A 16,373-nucleotide genomic window follows, 5' to 3' on the forward strand; every position below is an offset into this window, starting at 1 on the left:
TAAGCCACCGTGTACCCTACAGTCAACGGCGGTAACAACCTCAACAACAGAGGCAAGCCTATGAACAGTTCGACCAATGCAGTAAAACGCTGGTGGTACATCATGCCAATCGTGTTTATCACGTACAGCCTGGCGTACCTCGATCGTGCCAACTTCAGCTTCGCGTCCGCGGCGGGGATCACCGAAGACCTCGGCATCACCAAAGGTATTTCATCCCTGCTGGGTGCCCTTTTCTTCCTGGGCTACTTCTTCTTCCAGATCCCCGGCGCGATTTACGCGGAACGCCGCAGCGTGCGTAAGCTGATCTTCATCTGTCTGATCCTGTGGGGCGCCTGCGCGTCACTGACCGGCGTGGTGAACAATATTCCTGCCCTGGCCGCCATTCGCTTTATTCTCGGCGTCGTTGAGGCAGCGGTCATGCCGGCGATGCTGATTTACATCAGCAACTGGTTTACCAAATCTGAACGTTCACGCGCGAATACCTTCCTGATCCTCGGTAACCCGGTCACCGTACTGTGGATGTCGGTCGTCTCCGGCTACCTGATCCAGTCCTTCGGCTGGCGCGAGATGTTTATCATCGAAGGGGTACCCGCAATTATCTGGGCATTCTGCTGGTGGGTGCTGGTAAAAGACAAGCCTGCCCAGGCGAAGTGGCTTTCCGAAGATGAAAAAGCCGCGCTGCAGGCGCAACTGGATAAAGAGCAGCAGGGGCTGAAGGCGGTACGCAACTACGGCGAAGCGTTCCGCTCCCGCAACGTTATCCTGCTCTGCGCGCAGTACTTTACCTGGAGTATCGGCGTGTACGGGTTTGTGCTGTGGCTGCCGTCGATTATCCGCAGCGGCGGCGAGAACCTCGGCATGGTGGAAGTGGGCTGGCTCTCTTCCGTACCGTATCTCGCCGCGACCATCGCGATGATCGTTGTCTCCTGGGCGTCGGACAAGCTGCAAAACCGTAAGCTGTTCGTCTGGCCGCTGCTGCTGATTGCCGCTTTCGCCTTCATCGGCTCGTGGGCCGTGGGCGCGAATCACTTCTGGGCCTCTTATACCCTGCTGGTGATTGCCGGTGCCGCCATGTACGCCCCGTACGGTCCGTTTTTTGCCATCATCCCGGAAATGCTGCCGCGTAACGTCGCGGGCGGTGCAATGGCATTGATTAACAGTATGGGCGCGCTGGGGTCGTTCTGCGGATCCTGGTTCGTCGGCTACCTGAACGGTGTTACCGGCAGCCCATCCGCGTCGTATATCTTTATGGGGGTAGCGCTTTTCGCCTCCGTGTGGCTTACTTTGATTGTTAAGCCTGCTAATAATCAACAGCACCTCGTCGGCGCACGCCACGCCTGAATCCTTAAAAATCAACGGAGATTAGCATGAAGCCGTCCGTCATTTTGTACAAAGCTCTGCCGGAAGATCTGCAGAAACGCCTGGAAGAACACTTCACCGTTACGCAGGTGAAGAACCTGAGCCCGGAGACCGTGGCGCAGCACGCCGATGCGTTCGCCAGCGCCGAAGGCCTGCTGGGTTCAAGCGAAAAAGTGGATGTCGCCCTGCTGGAGAAAATGCCGAAGCTTCGTGCTACCTCAACCGTTTCCGTGGGTTATGACAATTTCGACGTGGATGCCCTGAACGCCCGTAAAATCCTGCTGATGCACACGCCGCATGCCCTGACGGAAACCGTGGCAGATACGCTGATGGCGCTGGTGCTCAGCACGGCCCGTCGCGTGGTGGAAGTGGCCGAGCGTGTGAAAGCCGGCGAATGGACGAAAAGCATTGGGCCGGACTGGTTCGGTGTGGATGTGCATGGCAAAACGCTGGGCATCGTGGGTATGGGGCGTATCGGGCTGGCGCTGGCGCAGCGCGCGCATTTCGGCTTCAACATGCCGATTCTGTATAACGCGCGCCGTCATCACAGTGAAGCAGAAGAACGCTTCAACGCGCGTTACTGCGAGCTGGATACGCTGCTGCAGGAAGCCGATTTTGTTTGCCTGATCCTGCCGCTGACGGATGAAACGCGCCATCTGATTGGCAAATCCGCGTTTGAAAAAATGAAGAAGTCCGCCATCTTCATCAACGCGGGTCGCGGCCCGGTGGTGGATGAACAAGCGCTGATTGAAGCGCTGCAAAACGGCGAGATCCACGCCGCGGGTCTGGACGTGTTTGAGCAGGAGCCGCTTCCGGTGGATTCCCCGCTGCTGAGCATGCCAAACGTCGTCGCCCTGCCACACATCGGCTCTGCTACCCACGAGACGCGCTACAATATGGCGGCGACGGCAGTAGATAACCTGATAGCCGCGCTTGCTGGAAAAGTAGACAGGAACTGCGTTAACCCGCAGATCCAACAGTAGAAACGAAAAAACCCGCCAGAAGGCGGGTTTTTGAATTTTGTGCTACTGGGTTGGAAGCTTACAGGCTTACAACGTTACCAGCTGCTGGGCCTTTAGCGCCGCTTTCGATGGTGAAGGAAACTTTCTGACCTTCGTCCAGAGATTTGTAGCCATCGTTCTGGATAGCAGAGAAGTGTACGAACACGTCTTTAGAGCCATCGTCAGGAGTGATGAAGCCGAAACCTTTATCAGCGTTGAACCATTTAACCAGACCAGTCATTTTAGCAGACATAGAAATTACCTTATTAACAAATATATTGTGCCTTCCGGCTTGATGGATTGCGTTACAGATTTTTAAGCGATGAAGGAAGGGTCACTACGAAGGGTATCTATGGATAACAATCTGGACTGCTTTACTAAACTGCTTTAGGTCTGTGTAACAAACCGACGCGAACAGTTATACCGATGTGGTAGAGGAATGACAAGCGTTATTTTCTGAATGCCGAAAAAAAACCCCGCCTGAGGCGGGGTTTTTCGGTTTATTCTGTGGCAGCGACTGCTGCGCCCCACGCCTGGCTAAAGGCCTGGTGCTGGGCGGCCAGCGGCCCAATCAGCGTATTGTACTGACTTGCCTGCTGCGAGGTTGGGAACTGAATGCCGTTGGCAACAAAGCTCACCTGTGTCCCCTGCTGCGAGATGAAATCCCCGACCTGAACCAGCTGCTGAGTGAAGACCTGCGCGGCCGGAATCAGCGGTTGTATCGCTTCAGACGGTTTCGTCACTACTTTCTCATACACTTTATCGAAGACCGGTTTGAGATCCTCGCCCTGCTTCAGCGCAGAACGTGACGCGTCAGCCTGCATTTTCGCATTTTGCAGCTGCTGGCTCAGCACGCCGAGCGCACCGTTGGACTGGCGCAGCGGCTCGCGCTGAGTCATATAATCCTGGGGAACACGGATGGCGTTCACGCTATCCACTACCGGGCGGATACCGGAGTCCATCGCCTGGCTCACCTGCTGTGAATACCCATAAAGAATGGCGTAATCGGACACAAAGGGGCCAAACTGTTTTTTCTGATCCGCAGTCAGCGTCGGCAACCGCTCGCCGCTGCGCATCACTGTATTCTGCAGAAAATCGATAAACGCTTTGCGCTGATCGCCTTCTTTATCAAAACACCCACTCAGGCTAACAACCATCAACAACGCCGCAATAGGCGCAAACCAGCGAGAGCAGGACTTTCCTGTCGCCATTTTATTACTCCTTTCACCCAAAAAAGCGCACACCGGCACACGCGTGCCCGACGCTGACAAGGATAGTCCAGGTCAGCCTTGCAAGATACTCTTTTCATGTAAAACGACTATTGCCGATTTATTTCTTACTATTTACAAAAAAATACCTGGCGAAGCCGACATATGGTTAATCAGGGAATTAGCATAACTATCCAGATAGCTGAATCGCGTAAAGCGATCGTTACCGCACGATTAATCACAGCCGTGACGATCCTTGGTTTGTATTAGGGACTATTCTTAATTGGCTCTCTGATGTTCTTGATCACGATGTGAGATTTAAGAGGAGTTCTCAATGGAATATAAAGATCCTGAGTTTGAGCTGCTGAGCAGTCTGGAACAGATCGTTTTTAAAGATGTACCGCAGGCCATTACCCTGCAACAAAAATCCAATCCCTTTACAGAATATGAGCAATTGCGCAAAGGGACAGGGCTGAAAACTGAAGAATTCGCCAGAGCGATGGGTGTCAGCGTGGCTATGGTGCTGGAGTGGGAGTCAAAACGAGAGAAACCCACCCCAACCGAGTTAAAGCTGATGCGCCTGATTCAGGCCAACCCTGCACTCAGCAAACAGATAGCGTAGTAAAGTTTGAACGCCCCCGCCTCTGCGGGGGCTTGTGTTTAAAGGCTCTCGAAACGCCAGCCCGTCTCTTCCCACACCATCTCGTACGTCAACGTTAACCCTTTTAAAAACGCATCATCGTGTGACACCACCAGCAGCGCGCCGGGGAAACCAGCCAGCGCCGCTTCAATAGCCTGCACTGAAGCCAGATCCAGATGGTTGGTCGGTTCATCCAGCAACAGGAGCTGCGTGGCCTCCCCGCGCCAAAGCACGCAGGCCAGCGCAGCCTTCAGACGCTCACCGCCGCTCAGTTCCGCCAGCGGGAGCGAGACTTTGTCGGCCCCCAGCTGAAGCTGGGCTAAACGGGTGCGTAACATACCCTCTTCCAGGGGCGTATTGCCCAGGTTGAGGTGCGTCATGACCGACTGCGACAGATCGAGCCGGGAAAGATGCTGATCGAGATAAGCACAGCTGACCGACACCTTGCAGGTTCCTGAGCGTGGACTAATGTCGCCGAGGATGGCTTTCAACAGCGTCGACTTCCCGCAGCCGTTCGGACCTTTTAGCGCCACCCGCATTGGCCCATCCATCCGCCAGCTAAGCGGAGGAACAGGCACATGCGGTAACACCAGATCTTCCAGCACCAGCACCTGTTTACCTTCCGGGATCTGACTCCCCGGCAGGGTAAACATCACCGGGTTATCTTCCTCAACCCGCTCACGCGCCTTGTTTACCGCGGCATTCAGGGCTTCATTTTGCTCGCTGTGCTGTTTTTTCCAGGCGCCGATACGTTCCTTTGCCGCACCTTTGTATTTGACGCGTTCAAACGACGCGATATTCAGGGTATCGACGGTGCGTAATGTTTTTGCCGAGCGCCGCTGGCTGTCGTCATGCTCTTTTTGCATGCGCGCGCGGGTGCGTTTGCGCTCCGTGGCCGCGTGCTCCAGCGCCGCGCGGGCCGCCTGCTGTTCGGCATCGCGCTGGGTTTGATAATCCGCATAATTCCCGCCGTAGCTGCGCAGGCCGCCGCTGCTCAGCTCAAGAATACGCGGCACCTGCGCCAGCAGCTCACGGTCATGGGAGGCGACGAGCACGCCGCCCTGATAACGGGCAAGCTGGTCGTAGAACCACGCCCGTCCTTGTCGATCCAGATGGTTAGTCGGTTCGTCCAGCAGCAGGAAATCCGCTTCAGCCGTAAATGCCCCGCACAGCAGCGCGCGAATACGCTCGCCGCCGCTGAGCTCACCGGCTGGCTTATCTGGATCAAACGGCGGAAGTTTCGCCCGGGCAAACGCCTCGCCAAGACGTTCAGCTAAATCCCAGAATCCATCAAGCATTTCCAGATCGTCAGGCTGGTAATCGCCGCTGTCGATACGCGCTCGCGCCGCGAAGATGGCCTCGTACCCGAGCAGCTCAGCCAGCGTCGTGTGCGGCAAAATGTCCTGCTGCTGAGCAACATAGACATGTGTTCCGGTACGTTCAATATGCCCGCTTGCAGGCTCATCAAGCCCCGCCAGCAGACGCAGCAGACGCGTTTTCCCGCTGCCGTTGCGGCCAACCAACGCGCACAGAGACGGCTCCAGAGAAAAACTCAGCGGACCAAAAAGGGTATCGCCCGTCGCAAACTGACAGGTGACCTGATGCAAAATAAAAGAAGGGGACTGCGCAAAATGAGCCATAAGCACTCCTGAATGAAATCAAAACATCCCCTGCCCACGCGGTGGCGTTTAGCAAGGATCGAAATTCATCAGTCGTGTTTGTTCATTTTTGGGGGGCGCTCCAGAGCGAGAAATTTAACGGAGATAAGGATAGAGGTAATGGGTTGACCATTTCAAGGTTAAATTTTGGACGATTTGTACTCCCTCTCCCTTTGGGCTGAGGGATCCCCACCAAATATTGCTTGCACAGACGGCCCCCTCTCCCTTGAGGGAGAGGGCTGGGGTGAGGGGAAGCATACGACTCTGGTGGTCATTCCGTTCACTTTATGTTCCTTGCTACTCTGTAACGACAATACCCGTGAACGTGCCAGGGTGGCTCAGTCGCCACCACCCTGGCTACCCGGGCTCCCGGCGGTAAATCGCCGCTACGCGGTACCTTCGGCTTATTCCTTCCGGCTTATCGGGGACGGGCGGAGGTAACATCCCTGTAAAGCCCGCCCTCTCGGCGCATCCATGCGCCTCGCCCCGGCCTGCAGGAAACGCCTCAGCGATTTACAGCCGGACCATAGCGTCGCTATAAGACCTCTGCCCGCAGTATGCTTTTCATTGCGGTAATTTTGCGAGTCTCTTTCCAGAAATGGTAATATCCTCAGTGGCATAGCTCAAATCTATTGCCGCCTGTTTTGATGAGCAGTAAGTTCTCTTTGCACCTGCAAAATCAGGTGCCGGGTTTAGCATCCTGGCTTATCTTATCGGCGGCACATTATGTGCAGCATGCTTTGCTACATCTCAATGGTGGGCTGAGCAGGGGCATCGAAAGATGCGCCGGTATCCGATAAGGCCGGTAATGCTAACTCTGTTCAGTCCACCACCAGCGAAGTTAGCATTTCCGGTGGTGGAAGCTTTATCACTTATCGGAGGCTGCCAATATGGCTACTACCCCAACCCAAGCTCATTCTTTATTCACCCTGCCCTTCAACCACGCCACCGACTTCACCGAACTGGCGGATAACTGCGAACGTTTTACCGACGCACTGGTAGATTGCGAAGAACCCGCCCCAAAAATGGCGCTTTACGGCAGACTTTATGCCTGTCTGAATCTTCTGCAACCCACGCTTCTGGAACCTGTTCCGGACGCTTTAAAAGCCAGCCTGACCGTGAAGGAACTCCCGTCACGCGTTCCGGCTTTCGAACCCGAATGCGATCAGCTGGGGCGCTACTGTCAGGAGCTTACGCAGATGCTGATGAACGGCTCACTGTCGCGACAATCTGAAATCGTGATGGAAGATTTGCTGTGCGAGCTGGTCAGCTACTTTGCTGATACGCTGAAGGCACCGCGCTGGCTGCAGACAGACGAAGGCACAATCGCGATCGGCTAAACCTGCCGGATGGCGCTGCGCTTATCCGGTCTACAAAAGACCCATAAAAAAACCCGCCGAAGCGGGTTTTTAGCATTTGTTACAACGGGCACATTACTGCAGCAGCGAAATATCCGCCACGCGCAGGAACAGCTCGCGCAGTTTTTCGAGCATGGAGAGACGGTTAATACGCAGCTCTTTATCTTCTACGTTCACCATCACTTTCTCGAAGAAGGCGTCGATCACGTCACGCAGCTCCGCCAGCTCAACCAGCGCTTCCTGGTAGCGACCTTCCGCGAAGTACGGTTCGAGCTTGTCGCGCAGCACCACAACCTGCATCGCCAAGGCGATCTCTTCCGGCTCTTTCAGCGTCGCGGCGTTTACGCGCTCGTTCAGCGTCTCGTCGGATTTCGCCAGGATGTTGGATACACGCTTGTTGGCCGCCGCCAGGGCAGATGCCGCTTCCAGCGTACGGAAGTGGGAAACCGCCTTCATACGCGCATCGAAATCAGCCGGACGGGTTGGACGACGCGCCAGCACCGCCTGAATGGTGTCGACAGTGTAACCTTCGTCCTGATACCACGCGCGGAAACGGCCGAGCATAAAGTCGATCACGTCATCCACCACGTTCGCGTTGGTCAGCTTGTCGCCGTACAGACGCACCGCTTCTTCGGTCAGGGTCTGCAGATCAAGGTTCAGGTTCTTCTCAACGATGATGCGCAGCACGCCCAGCGCGGCACGACGCAGCGCAAACGGGTCTTTATCGCCTTTAGGATGCTGGCCAATGCCGAAGATACCCGCCAGGGTGTCCATCTTATCGGCAATCGCTACAGCGCAGGCAACCGGGTTGGACGGCAGATCGTCGCCCGCAAAGCGCGGCTGATACTGCTCGTTCAGAGCTACGGCCACGTCTTCCGCTTCGCCATCGTGACGCGCGTAGTGCATGCCCATTACGCCCTGGGTGTCGGTGAATTCGAACACCATGTTGGTCATCAGGTCGCATTTGGAGAGCAGGCCCGCGCGGGTCGCGTGGTTAACGTCGGCACCGATTTCACGGGCGATCCAGCCGGACAGCTCCGCGATACGGTCGGTTTTGTCGCGCAGCGTACCCAGCTGCTGCTGGAACAGCACGGTCTGCAGGCGCGGCAGGTTATCTTCCAGACGCTTTTTACGGTCGGTATTGAAGAAGAACTCGGCATCCGCCAGACGCGGGCGCACCACTTTCTCGTTACCGGAGATAATCTGGCTCGGATCTTTCGATTCGATGTTCGCCACGAAGATGAAGTTTGGCAGCAGCTTGCCGTCGTTGGCGTAAACCGGGAAGTACTTCTGGTCACCCTTCATGGTGTAAACCAGCGCTTCTGCCGGAACGGCCAGGAATTTCTCTTCGAATTTCGCGGTCAGCACAACCGGCCATTCCACCAGAGAAGTGACCTCTTCCAGCAGGCTGTCGCTCAGGTCGGCATTACCGCCAATCTTACGCGCCGCTTCTTCCGCGTCCGCTTTAATTTTGGCTTTACGCTGTTCGTAGTCGGCAATCACTTTACCGCGTTCCAGCAGGATCTGCGGGTACTGGTCGGCATTGTCGATGGTGAACTCTGGCTCGCCCATAAAGCGGTGGCCGCGGATCACGCGATCGGACGCCACGCCCAGAATGGTCGCCGGGATAACGGTGTCGCCCAGCAGCAGGGTCACGGTGTGTACCGGACGCACGAAGTGTACGTCAGACGCGCCCCAGCGCATCAGCTTAGGAATCGGCAGCTTAGCCAGCGAAGTGGCGATCATGTTTGGCAGCAGCGCTTCCGCGCTTTCGCCTTTCACGTGGGCACGATACAGCAGCCATTCGCCTTTATCGGTGGTCAAACGCTCGGCCTGATCAACGGTGATGCCGCAGCCGCGCGCCCAGCCTTCGGCAGCCTTGCTTGGCTTGCCTTCCGCGTCAAACGCCTGGGCAATCGCCGGGCCACGTTTTTCAACTTCACGATCCGGCTGAGACGCCGCCAGATTTGCCACTTTCAGCGCCAGACGACGCGGCGCAGCAAACCACTCAATTTTACCGTGCGCCAGGCCAGCGTTATCCAGCTCGGCGGTCACGTTCGCAGCAAAAGATTCAGCCAGGCTGCGCAGGGCTTTTGGTGGCAGCTCTTCGGTGCCGATTTCCACCAGGAAAGTTTTCTCAGACATGGCCGCCTCTTATTTGTTTCGGTTGCACATCGGGAAGCCAAGGGCTTCACGGGACGCGTAGTAAGCTTCTGCAACGGCTTTGGTCAGGGTGCGAATACGCAGAATGTAGCGCTGACGTTCAGTCACGGAGATCGCTTTGCGGGCGTCCAGCAGGTTGAAGCTGTGGGCGGCCTTCAGAATACGCTCGTAAGCAGGCAGCGGCAGCGGAGTTTCCAGCGCCAGCAGCTGCTGTGCCTCTTTCTCGTACTGCTCGAAGCAGGTGAACAGGAAGTCCACGTCCGCGTATTCGAAGTTATAGGTGGATTGCTCCACTTCGTTCTGATGGAACACGTCGCCGTAGGTGGTTTTACCCAGCGGGCCGTCGCTCCAGACCAGGTCGTAAACGCTGTCTACGCCCTGAATGTACATGGCCAGACGTTCCAGACCGTAGGTGATCTCTCCGGTGATCGGCTTACATTCCAGACCGCCGACCTGCTGGAAGTAGGTGAACTGGGTCACTTCCATGCCGTTCAGCCACACTTCCCAACCGAGACCCCAGGCACCCAGCGTTGGGTTTTCCCAGTTGTCTTCCACGAAACGGATGTCGTGAATGGTTGGATCCATACCCAGCTCTTTCAGCGACCCGAGATACAGTTCCTGAATGTTGTCGGGTGATGGCTTAATCACCACCTGGAACTGATAGTAATGCTGCAGACGGTTCGGGTTTTCACCGTAACGACCATCGGTCGGACGACGGGAAGGCTGCACATACGCGGTCGCCATTGGCTCTGGCCCCAACGCGCGCAGGCTGGTCATCGGGTGTGAAGTGCCGGCGCCGACTTCCATGTCCAAAGGTTGAACAATGGTACAGCCCTGACGAGCCCAGTAATCCTGTAAGGTCAGGATCAGGCCCTGGAAGGTCTTGGTATCAAACTTTTGCATAGTATTTCGTGCTGGATACGTGTGGTTTTAAATGGAAGGGACCAGTATACCCGCTGGCTGCAAGATATACAGTACGAAACGGGGTTGTTTAGGGAAAATTGGGAAATAAGCCTTCCGGCCAGAACGCTGGCGGCGTCTGGTTGTTGATTATGCGAGCAGGCTAGCGCATGGAGAGATGTAAAAACTGACCGTCCGCATCAAACGAGCAGACAAAGCCCTCTTTACGCGCCGTATACCCTCTGAGCTCATAGCTGCCCTGAAAGCGCTCGAATCCGATGACGTTAATTTTCTGAACGTCCGAGTTATAGCGCCGAGCAGCCCGCTCTTTACAGAGCGCTTCCATATTCAGCGAACGCTCCGGGCTTATTTTTCCCTGCTGCGCTTTTTGCACGGGGACTTCCTGTGGCGCACTGCATCCTGCCAGCATCAACAGCAGAAAGAGTGATGCCACACGCTTCATCATCATTTTTATTACCGTCCTGGTCAGCGGCTGTTATTTTTAGTATCAACACTTTTATAGATTAAGGTCTGCCATTCTGCGAATCTCGCGGTCTCCCGGCAAGCCTGCGCATAAAACTCAGAATTTTCCAAACGAAGACTTTTGGACAATGGGAGTCCCACTCACTTTACAGGGAATACGAGGAACTGATGCCGTCAAAAATTAACTGGATTGATAACCTGCGAGGAATAGCGTGTCTGATGGTGGTCATGATCCACACGACGACCTGGTATGTCACGAATGCCCACAGCATCAGCCCCGTTAACTGGGATATTGCCAATATCCTCAACTCCGCGTCGCGCGTCAGCGTGCCGCTGTTTTTTATGATTTCCGGCTTTCTCTTTTTTGGCGAGCGTAGCGCGCAGCCGAGGCACTTCATCCGCATCGCGGCCTGTCTGGGGTTCTACAGCGCCGTTGCCCTGCTCTATATCACCCTGTTTACCTCCATTAACGCCGGGTTATCCCTCAAATATTTGCTGCAAAAACCGGTTTTCTACCACCTGTGGTTCTTCTTCGCCATCATCGTTATCTATCTGGTCTCTCCGCTCATTCAGGTGAAAAACGTCAGCGGGAAAATGCTTCTGGCCCTGATGGTGGTGATTGGCATCGTCGCCAACCCGAACACGATCTCGCAGAAAATCGACGGTTTCGAATGGTTGCCGGTAAACCTCTATATCAACGGCGACACCTTCTACTACGTGCTTTACGGCATGCTGGGGCGCGCCATCGGGATGATGGACACGCAAAAGCGCGGTCTGAACTGGCTCTGCGGAGCGCTGTTTATCGCCGGCGTGGCGGTGATTTCACGCGGGACGCTACATGAGCTTCAGTGGCGCGGCAATTTTGCCGATACCTGGTATCTGTATTGCGGGCCGATGGTCTTTATCTGTGCCGTATCGCTGCTCACGCTCGTTAAAAACACCCTGAATGCGCGTCCCCTTCCCGTGCTGGGCTTTATCTCGCGGCACTCGCTGGGAATTTACGGTTTTCACGCGCTGGTGATCCACGCCCTGCGAACAAGGGGCGTTGAGCTCAAAAGCTGGCCGGTGCTGGATATCGTCTGGATTTTTGCCGCTACGCTGGTTATCAGCCTGCTGCTGTCGATGCTGCTGCAAAAAATCGACGCGCGCCGCTTCGTCAGCTAACGCTGCGCTGCCGGGCGCGGTGGTACTGGCGCGGGGAGGAGAAGCCTGCCGCCAGCGAGGCCTGTTCCACGCCGCGCCCCTGCATCAGCCACTGCTCCGCCACCGCCAGACGCAGCTGCTCCAGATAATCGCGGACGCTAATCCCTAAATGCGTCTGGAAAAGCCGGGTGAGATGGCGCGGGCTGACGTGCGCCAGTGCGGCGATATCAGGCAAGCTCCACGTTTTTTGCGGCTCGGCGGTGAGCGCATCCTGCGCCCGATGGATCGCCGGATGAAGATGATTGCGGTAGCGCAGCCACGGTGAAAGCTGGGGATCGTCACCGGAACGGCGGAACCAGACCACCATCTCGCGCGCCACGGCCAGCGCCTTTTCGGGACCGCACAGGCGGTTAATCATATGCAGCGCCAGATCGATGCCCGACGTGATCCCCGCGCTGGTCCAGATATTCTCGTCCTGTACAAAGATGCGGTTTTCTTTAATCGTCGCCGTGGGAGCCACAGTGCGTAAACGGCTGATAACGTCATGGTGGGTTGTGCACTGTTTGTTATTCAGCAGGCCCGATTTCGCCGCCAGCAGCGCACCAGAACAGACGCACATCACCGTGATATCCCGGCGCTGAATGACCGGCTGCAGGCGCATTAGCCAGTGCTGGATCTGCTGCGCCTGCGGCGTTGAGAACTGAACGCGGGAGTCGCTCACCCCCGGCAGGACCAGCAGACTCCCCGGAGGCAGACTTTCCGGCAACGGCTGGATGCCGCCCATCGTCAGGCCTATCGACGTCGGCACGTCCGGTTGCGGCCCAATGTAATGCAGACGAAACGCGTCGCCAGCCAGCACAAAGGTCTCCGCCGGGCCTGACATATCCAGTGCCAGTACCCCGGGTAACATCACGAACCAGACGTCGATGCGCATTACAGTGACTCCAGCGTCTCCGCTACCGTTTTAATTTCGGCAAAACGCCCGGCCAGTACCGTCTCGGTACGATGGCGAATTTCCGCTGCGCTCAGGGTAATGCCCTTGTACATCATGGGAAACGTCAGCATTGCCTCGCTCACAAACGTCACAGCATAACCCAGATCGGATGCTACCCGAGCGGTGGTTTCGCAGCATTGTTCCGTGCGAATGCCGCAGATAATCAGCTGGTTGATATCTCGCTCGCGCAGCCAGCGGTCAAGCCCGGTATCCGTGAAGGCATTATGGACGTGTTTCTGGAAAACCACATCCGGCTGATGACGCAAAAAGGCCATCGGTTTGACATAGCCGCTTTGCAGCGTGAAGGGGCCGTCTTCATCCACATGAAAAATATCAACAACTGGAATACCGCGCGCCTGGCAGCCTTCAATCAGCCCCAGCATCGCCTGCTGAAAGGCAGGAATGTCGCCCTCCTGCCAGTAAGGGCGATGATGGAAGGACTGCTGAGTATCAATATTGATCAGTGCAATGCGTGACATGATGGATCTCCTCGCCAGTGGGTGTAACACCATACTGGCAAGGAAAGGAAGGCACGCACAGACCAAAAAAGGACATCCTCGTGCCGCGGTCGGACAAGCGTGTTTATGACATCAGCGGCAGCAGCTGCTGATAGATTTTACGGAATACCGCGCGCCTTTCCGCGTACCGCGCATGGTTTGCCGCGTCAGGGTGATGCGCCTGTTCAAGCGTAAGCTGCGGCAGCAGCTGCGAAAGCGGTTGTTCCGGGTTCATAGCGATCTGCGCCAGACGCGCGGCGCCGAGCGCGGGGCCAACATCCCCTCCCGTGCGGAAATCCAGCTGCAACCCGCTGATATCCGCCAGCATCTGTCGCCAGTAAGGGCTTCGCGCGCCGCCGCCAATCAGGGTGACGCTCGCCGGTTTCAGGCCGCAGTCGTGCACCACATCCATTCCGTCGGCCAGCGCATACCCCACACCTTCCAGAACCGCACGCGCCAGTTCTGCCGGGCCGTGCTGATGGGTTAGGCCAAAGAATACCCCTTTCGCTTCCGGGTTGTTGTGCGGCGTACGCTCGCCAGAAAGATAGGGTAAAAACCAGACGGTACTCGCCGCGTCATCCGCTTGCTGCGCTGCCGCAATGAGTGCCGGAACGTCCGCCATGCCGGTAAGCTTCGCCGCCCAGTCCAGGCAGGATGCCGCGCTCAGCATCACCGACATCAAATGCCATTTTCCCGGAAGCGCATGACAGAAACTGTGCACAGCGCTTTCGGGATTGCTGCGATAGCCGTCGCTGACGGCAAAATAGACCCCAGAGGTTCCCAGCGACAGCATCGCCTGCCCCGCCTCAACCATCCCGACACCCACGGCACCCGCCGCGTTATCACCGCCCCCGGCCACCACCGGTACGGCAGGCATATTCCAGCGTTCCGCAACGTCTGGCAGCAGCGTACCCGTCACCTCACAGCCTTCGAACAGCGCGGGCATATGTTCCCGGGTCAGATGGCAGGCATCCAGCATCGCCTCGCTCCAGTCGCGCTTCGCCACGTCGAGCCACATGGTACCCGCGGCATCGGACATGTCGCTGGCGAAATCGCCCGTCATACGAAAGCGCAGATAGTCTTTCGGCAGCAGGACTTTCGCCACCTGACGGAAAATCTCCGGCTCGTGGCGCTGTACCCACAAAAGTTTTGGTGCGGTGAAGCCCGGCATCATCAGGTTGCCCGTAATCTCGCGGGACGTGGGCACACGCGCTTCAAGGATTGCGCACTCTTCCGCACAGCGGCCATCGTTCCAGAGAATAGCCGGGCGCAGAACGCGATGCTGGCTATCCAGCAACGTTGCACCATGCATTTGTCCGGCAATGCCCAGCGCTTTCACGTCGCGCAGGCTGTGCTTCTCGCCTAAGGCTTTTATCGCGCGATCCGTCGCCTGCCACCACTGCTCCGGGTCCTGCTCCGACCACAGCGGATGCGGGCGTGAAACCTGCAGCTTTTCAGTCTGCGTTGCTAACACGTCGCCCTGCTCGCTTAACAGGATGGCTTTCACACCCGATGTGCCAAGATCGATCCCGATATACATTGTGGTGACTCCTTTGACAGAAATGCCCGGTGGCGCTTCCGCTTACCGGGCCTGGATGCTGTTATTTATCGAACAGGTAGTGATTAACCAGGTTTTCCAGCAATTCCTGATGCCCGCTCTGGTGCTGCGGCGCCAGCTGCTGTTGTTCAGCGTACTTCGCGATGTCCGCAAGCGATAACTGACCCTTCAAAATTTGCTGGCCCAGCTCACTGTTCCAGCCGCTGTAGCGCTTCGCCACGCGCTTATCCAGCTCGCCGTCTTCAATCATACGCGCCGCCACTTTCAGCGCCAGCGCCATGGTGTCCATCGCGCCAATGTGGCCGTAGAACAGATCGTATTTGTCGGTGCTCTGGCGACGCACCTTGGCGTCAAAGTTAAGGCCGCCGGTGGTGAAACCGCCCGCTTTGACGATCTCGTACATCACCAGCGCATTCTCTTCCACGCTGTTCGGGAACTGGTCGGTATCCCAGCCCAGCTGCGGATCGCCGCGGTTCGCATCTACCGATCCGAAGATGCCCAGCGCAATCGCAGAGGCAATTTCGTGATGGAATGAGTGGCCCGCCAGGGTAGCGTGGTTAGCCTCAATATTCACTTTGATCTCTTTTTCCAGACCAAACTGCTTCAGGAAGCCATACACGGTGGCGACATCATAGTCGTACTGATGCTTGGTTGGTTCCTGCGGTTTAGGCTCGATCAGCAGCGTGCCGCGGAAGCCGATTTTGTGCTTATGGTCGACAACCATCTGCATAAAACGGCCAATCTGCTCGCGCTCCTGGCGCAGGTCGGTATTGAGCAGGGTTTCATAGCCTTCTCGGCCGCCCCACAGGACATAGTTTTCGCCGCCCAGCTGATGCGTAGCGTTCATTGCCGTCACCACCTGCGTAGCCGCCCAGCTAAACACTTCCGGATCCGGGTTGGTGGCCGCACCCGCACCGTAGCGTGGGTTGGTGAAGCAGTTTGCCGTACCCCAGAGCAGCTTCACGCCGCTTTGCTGCTGTTTTTCTGCCAGCACGTCCACCATCTGCGCAAAATTGTTCAGGTACTCTTTCAGCGACGCCCCTTCCGGCGATACGTCAACATCATGGAAGCAGTAGAACGGCACGTTCAGCTTGTGGAAGAACTCAAACGCCACGTCGGCTTTGCGTTTCGCCAGCTCGATGGCCTCACCCGGCTGTTGCCACGGACGGTCAAAGGAACCCACGCCGAACATATCGGCGCCGTTCCAGCAGAAGGTATGCCAGTAACAGGCGGCAAAGCGCAGATGATCTTCCATGCGCTTACCCAGCACCAGCTCATCCGGATTGTAGTGACGAAATGCTAAAGGATTGGTCGTTTTTGGGCCTTCGTAACGAACGCGATCGAGTTGGTCGAAATAAGCTTGCATATTGAGCTCCATAATCAGGGTATGCGGCGAGTCGTTGATTCAGGA

The 16,373-nt window shown here is 56.6% G+C and carries 15 protein-coding genes and 1 pseudogene; 6 read left to right on the plus strand and 10 right to left on the minus strand.

What is annotated here, in order from left to right:
* Nucleotides 1-60 precede the first annotated feature (60 nt).
* Together IM313_RS08970 and ghrB are read left to right on the plus strand one after the other, a co-directional pair.
* Nucleotides 61-1,341, plus strand: coding sequence for an MFS transporter (locus IM313_RS08970; RefSeq protein WP_028015081.1), 1,281 nt, complete (start codon nt 61-63; stop codon nt 1,339-1,341).
* A gap of 26 nt (nt 1,342-1,367) precedes the next feature.
* Nucleotides 1,368-2,342: a glyoxylate/hydroxypyruvate reductase GhrB gene (gene ghrB, locus IM313_RS08975; RefSeq protein ID WP_047366950.1), complete on the plus strand. Its 975-nt coding sequence runs from the start codon at nt 1,368-1,370 to the stop codon at nt 2,340-2,342.
* A gap of 58 nt (nt 2,343-2,400) precedes the next feature.
* Here the strand turns inward: ghrB and cspA are convergent, their stop codons facing one another.
* Both cspA and IM313_RS08985 read right to left on the minus strand, forming a co-directional pair.
* The gene (gene cspA / locus IM313_RS08980; RefSeq protein ID WP_003860775.1) at nt 2,401-2,613 is read right to left on the minus strand and encodes an RNA chaperone/antiterminator CspA; all 213 of its coding nucleotides are present in this window, start codon (nt 2,611-2,613) and stop codon (nt 2,401-2,403) included.
* Between the two features lie 247 nt (nt 2,614-2,860).
* Nucleotides 2,861-3,571, minus strand: a complete 711-nt coding sequence (locus IM313_RS08985) for a DUF3053 domain-containing protein (protein ID WP_045260020.1) — start codon at nt 3,569-3,571, stop codon at nt 2,861-2,863.
* A 331-nt stretch (nt 3,572-3,902) separates the two neighbouring features.
* Between IM313_RS08985 and IM313_RS08990 the strand changes: the two genes are divergently transcribed.
* Nucleotides 3,903-4,190, plus strand: a complete 288-nt coding sequence (locus IM313_RS08990) for an HTH-type transcriptional regulator (RefSeq protein WP_028015078.1) — start codon at nt 3,903-3,905, stop codon at nt 4,188-4,190.
* A 38-nt stretch (nt 4,191-4,228) separates the two neighbouring features.
* On the opposite strand, the gene IM313_RS08995 is transcribed toward IM313_RS08990, so the two are convergent.
* Complete coding sequence (locus IM313_RS08995; RefSeq protein WP_192971802.1) at nt 4,229-5,848, minus strand: ABC-F family ATP-binding cassette domain-containing protein; 1,620 nt, start codon at nt 5,846-5,848, stop codon at nt 4,229-4,231.
* 837 nt (nt 5,849-6,685) lie between these two features.
* Between IM313_RS08995 and IM313_RS22700 the strand changes: the two are divergent.
* Together IM313_RS22700 and IM313_RS09005 are read left to right on the plus strand one after the other, a co-directional pair.
* Nucleotides 6,686-6,868 (plus strand): annotated as a pseudogene (locus IM313_RS22700) (hypothetical protein); the annotation flags it as partial.
* A complete protein-coding gene (locus IM313_RS09005; protein WP_284733502.1) occupies nt 6,829-7,206 on the plus strand; it encodes a hypothetical protein in 378 nt (125 codons plus the stop codon). The pseudogene IM313_RS22700 and the gene IM313_RS09005, both read left to right, overlap by 40 nt.
* 93 nt (nt 7,207-7,299) lie before the next feature.
* Here IM313_RS09005 and glyS read toward each other — a convergent pair whose 3' ends face one another.
* The 3 genes from glyS to IM313_RS09020 all read right to left on the minus strand — a co-directional run bounded on the left by glyS (nt 7,300) and on the right by IM313_RS09020 (nt 10,756).
* Complete coding sequence (gene glyS / locus IM313_RS09010; RefSeq protein ID WP_028015075.1) at nt 7,300-9,369, minus strand: glycine--tRNA ligase subunit beta; 2,070 nt, start codon at nt 9,367-9,369, stop codon at nt 7,300-7,302.
* Between the two features lie 9 nt (nt 9,370-9,378).
* On the minus strand, nt 9,379-10,290 hold the full coding sequence (gene glyQ, locus IM313_RS09015; RefSeq protein WP_003860141.1) for a glycine--tRNA ligase subunit alpha: 912 nt from the start codon (nt 10,288-10,290) through the stop codon (nt 9,379-9,381).
* A 160-nt stretch (nt 10,291-10,450) separates the two neighbouring features.
* Nucleotides 10,451-10,756: a YsaB family lipoprotein gene (locus IM313_RS09020; protein WP_028015074.1), complete on the minus strand. Its 306-nt coding sequence runs from the start codon at nt 10,754-10,756 to the stop codon at nt 10,451-10,453.
* Between the two features lie 182 nt (nt 10,757-10,938).
* Here IM313_RS09020 and IM313_RS09025 point away from each other — a divergent pair, with 182 nt between their 5' ends.
* On the plus strand, nt 10,939-11,934 hold the full coding sequence (locus tag IM313_RS09025; RefSeq protein WP_028015073.1) for an acyltransferase: 996 nt from the start codon (nt 10,939-10,941) through the stop codon (nt 11,932-11,934).
* Here IM313_RS09025 and IM313_RS09030 read toward each other — a convergent pair.
* The 4 genes from IM313_RS09030 to xylA form a co-directional block, all read right to left on the minus strand.
* Nucleotides 11,927-12,847, minus strand: coding sequence for a GlxA family transcriptional regulator (locus IM313_RS09030; RefSeq protein ID WP_045260023.1), 921 nt, complete (start codon nt 12,845-12,847; stop codon nt 11,927-11,929). The genes IM313_RS09025 and IM313_RS09030 overlap by 8 nt on opposite strands.
* A complete protein-coding gene (locus IM313_RS09035) occupies nt 12,847-13,386 on the minus strand; it encodes an isochorismatase family protein (protein WP_192971803.1) in 540 nt (179 codons plus the stop codon). The genes IM313_RS09030 and IM313_RS09035 overlap by 1 nt, the downstream gene beginning before the upstream one ends.
* Before the next feature lie 103 nt (nt 13,387-13,489).
* On the minus strand, nt 13,490-14,944 hold the full coding sequence (xylB, locus tag IM313_RS09040; protein ID WP_192971804.1) for a xylulokinase: 1,455 nt from the start codon (nt 14,942-14,944) through the stop codon (nt 13,490-13,492).
* 61 nt (nt 14,945-15,005) lie between these two features.
* Nucleotides 15,006-16,328, minus strand: coding sequence for a xylose isomerase (gene xylA, locus IM313_RS09045; protein ID WP_127334651.1), 1,323 nt, complete (start codon nt 16,326-16,328; stop codon nt 15,006-15,008).
* Nucleotides 16,329-16,373: the final 45 nt, after the last annotated feature.

Source organism: Enterobacter cloacae complex sp. P2B, from assembly GCF_014895985.1.
Lineage (GTDB): Bacteria > Pseudomonadota > Gammaproteobacteria > Enterobacterales > Enterobacteriaceae > Enterobacter > Enterobacter bugandensis.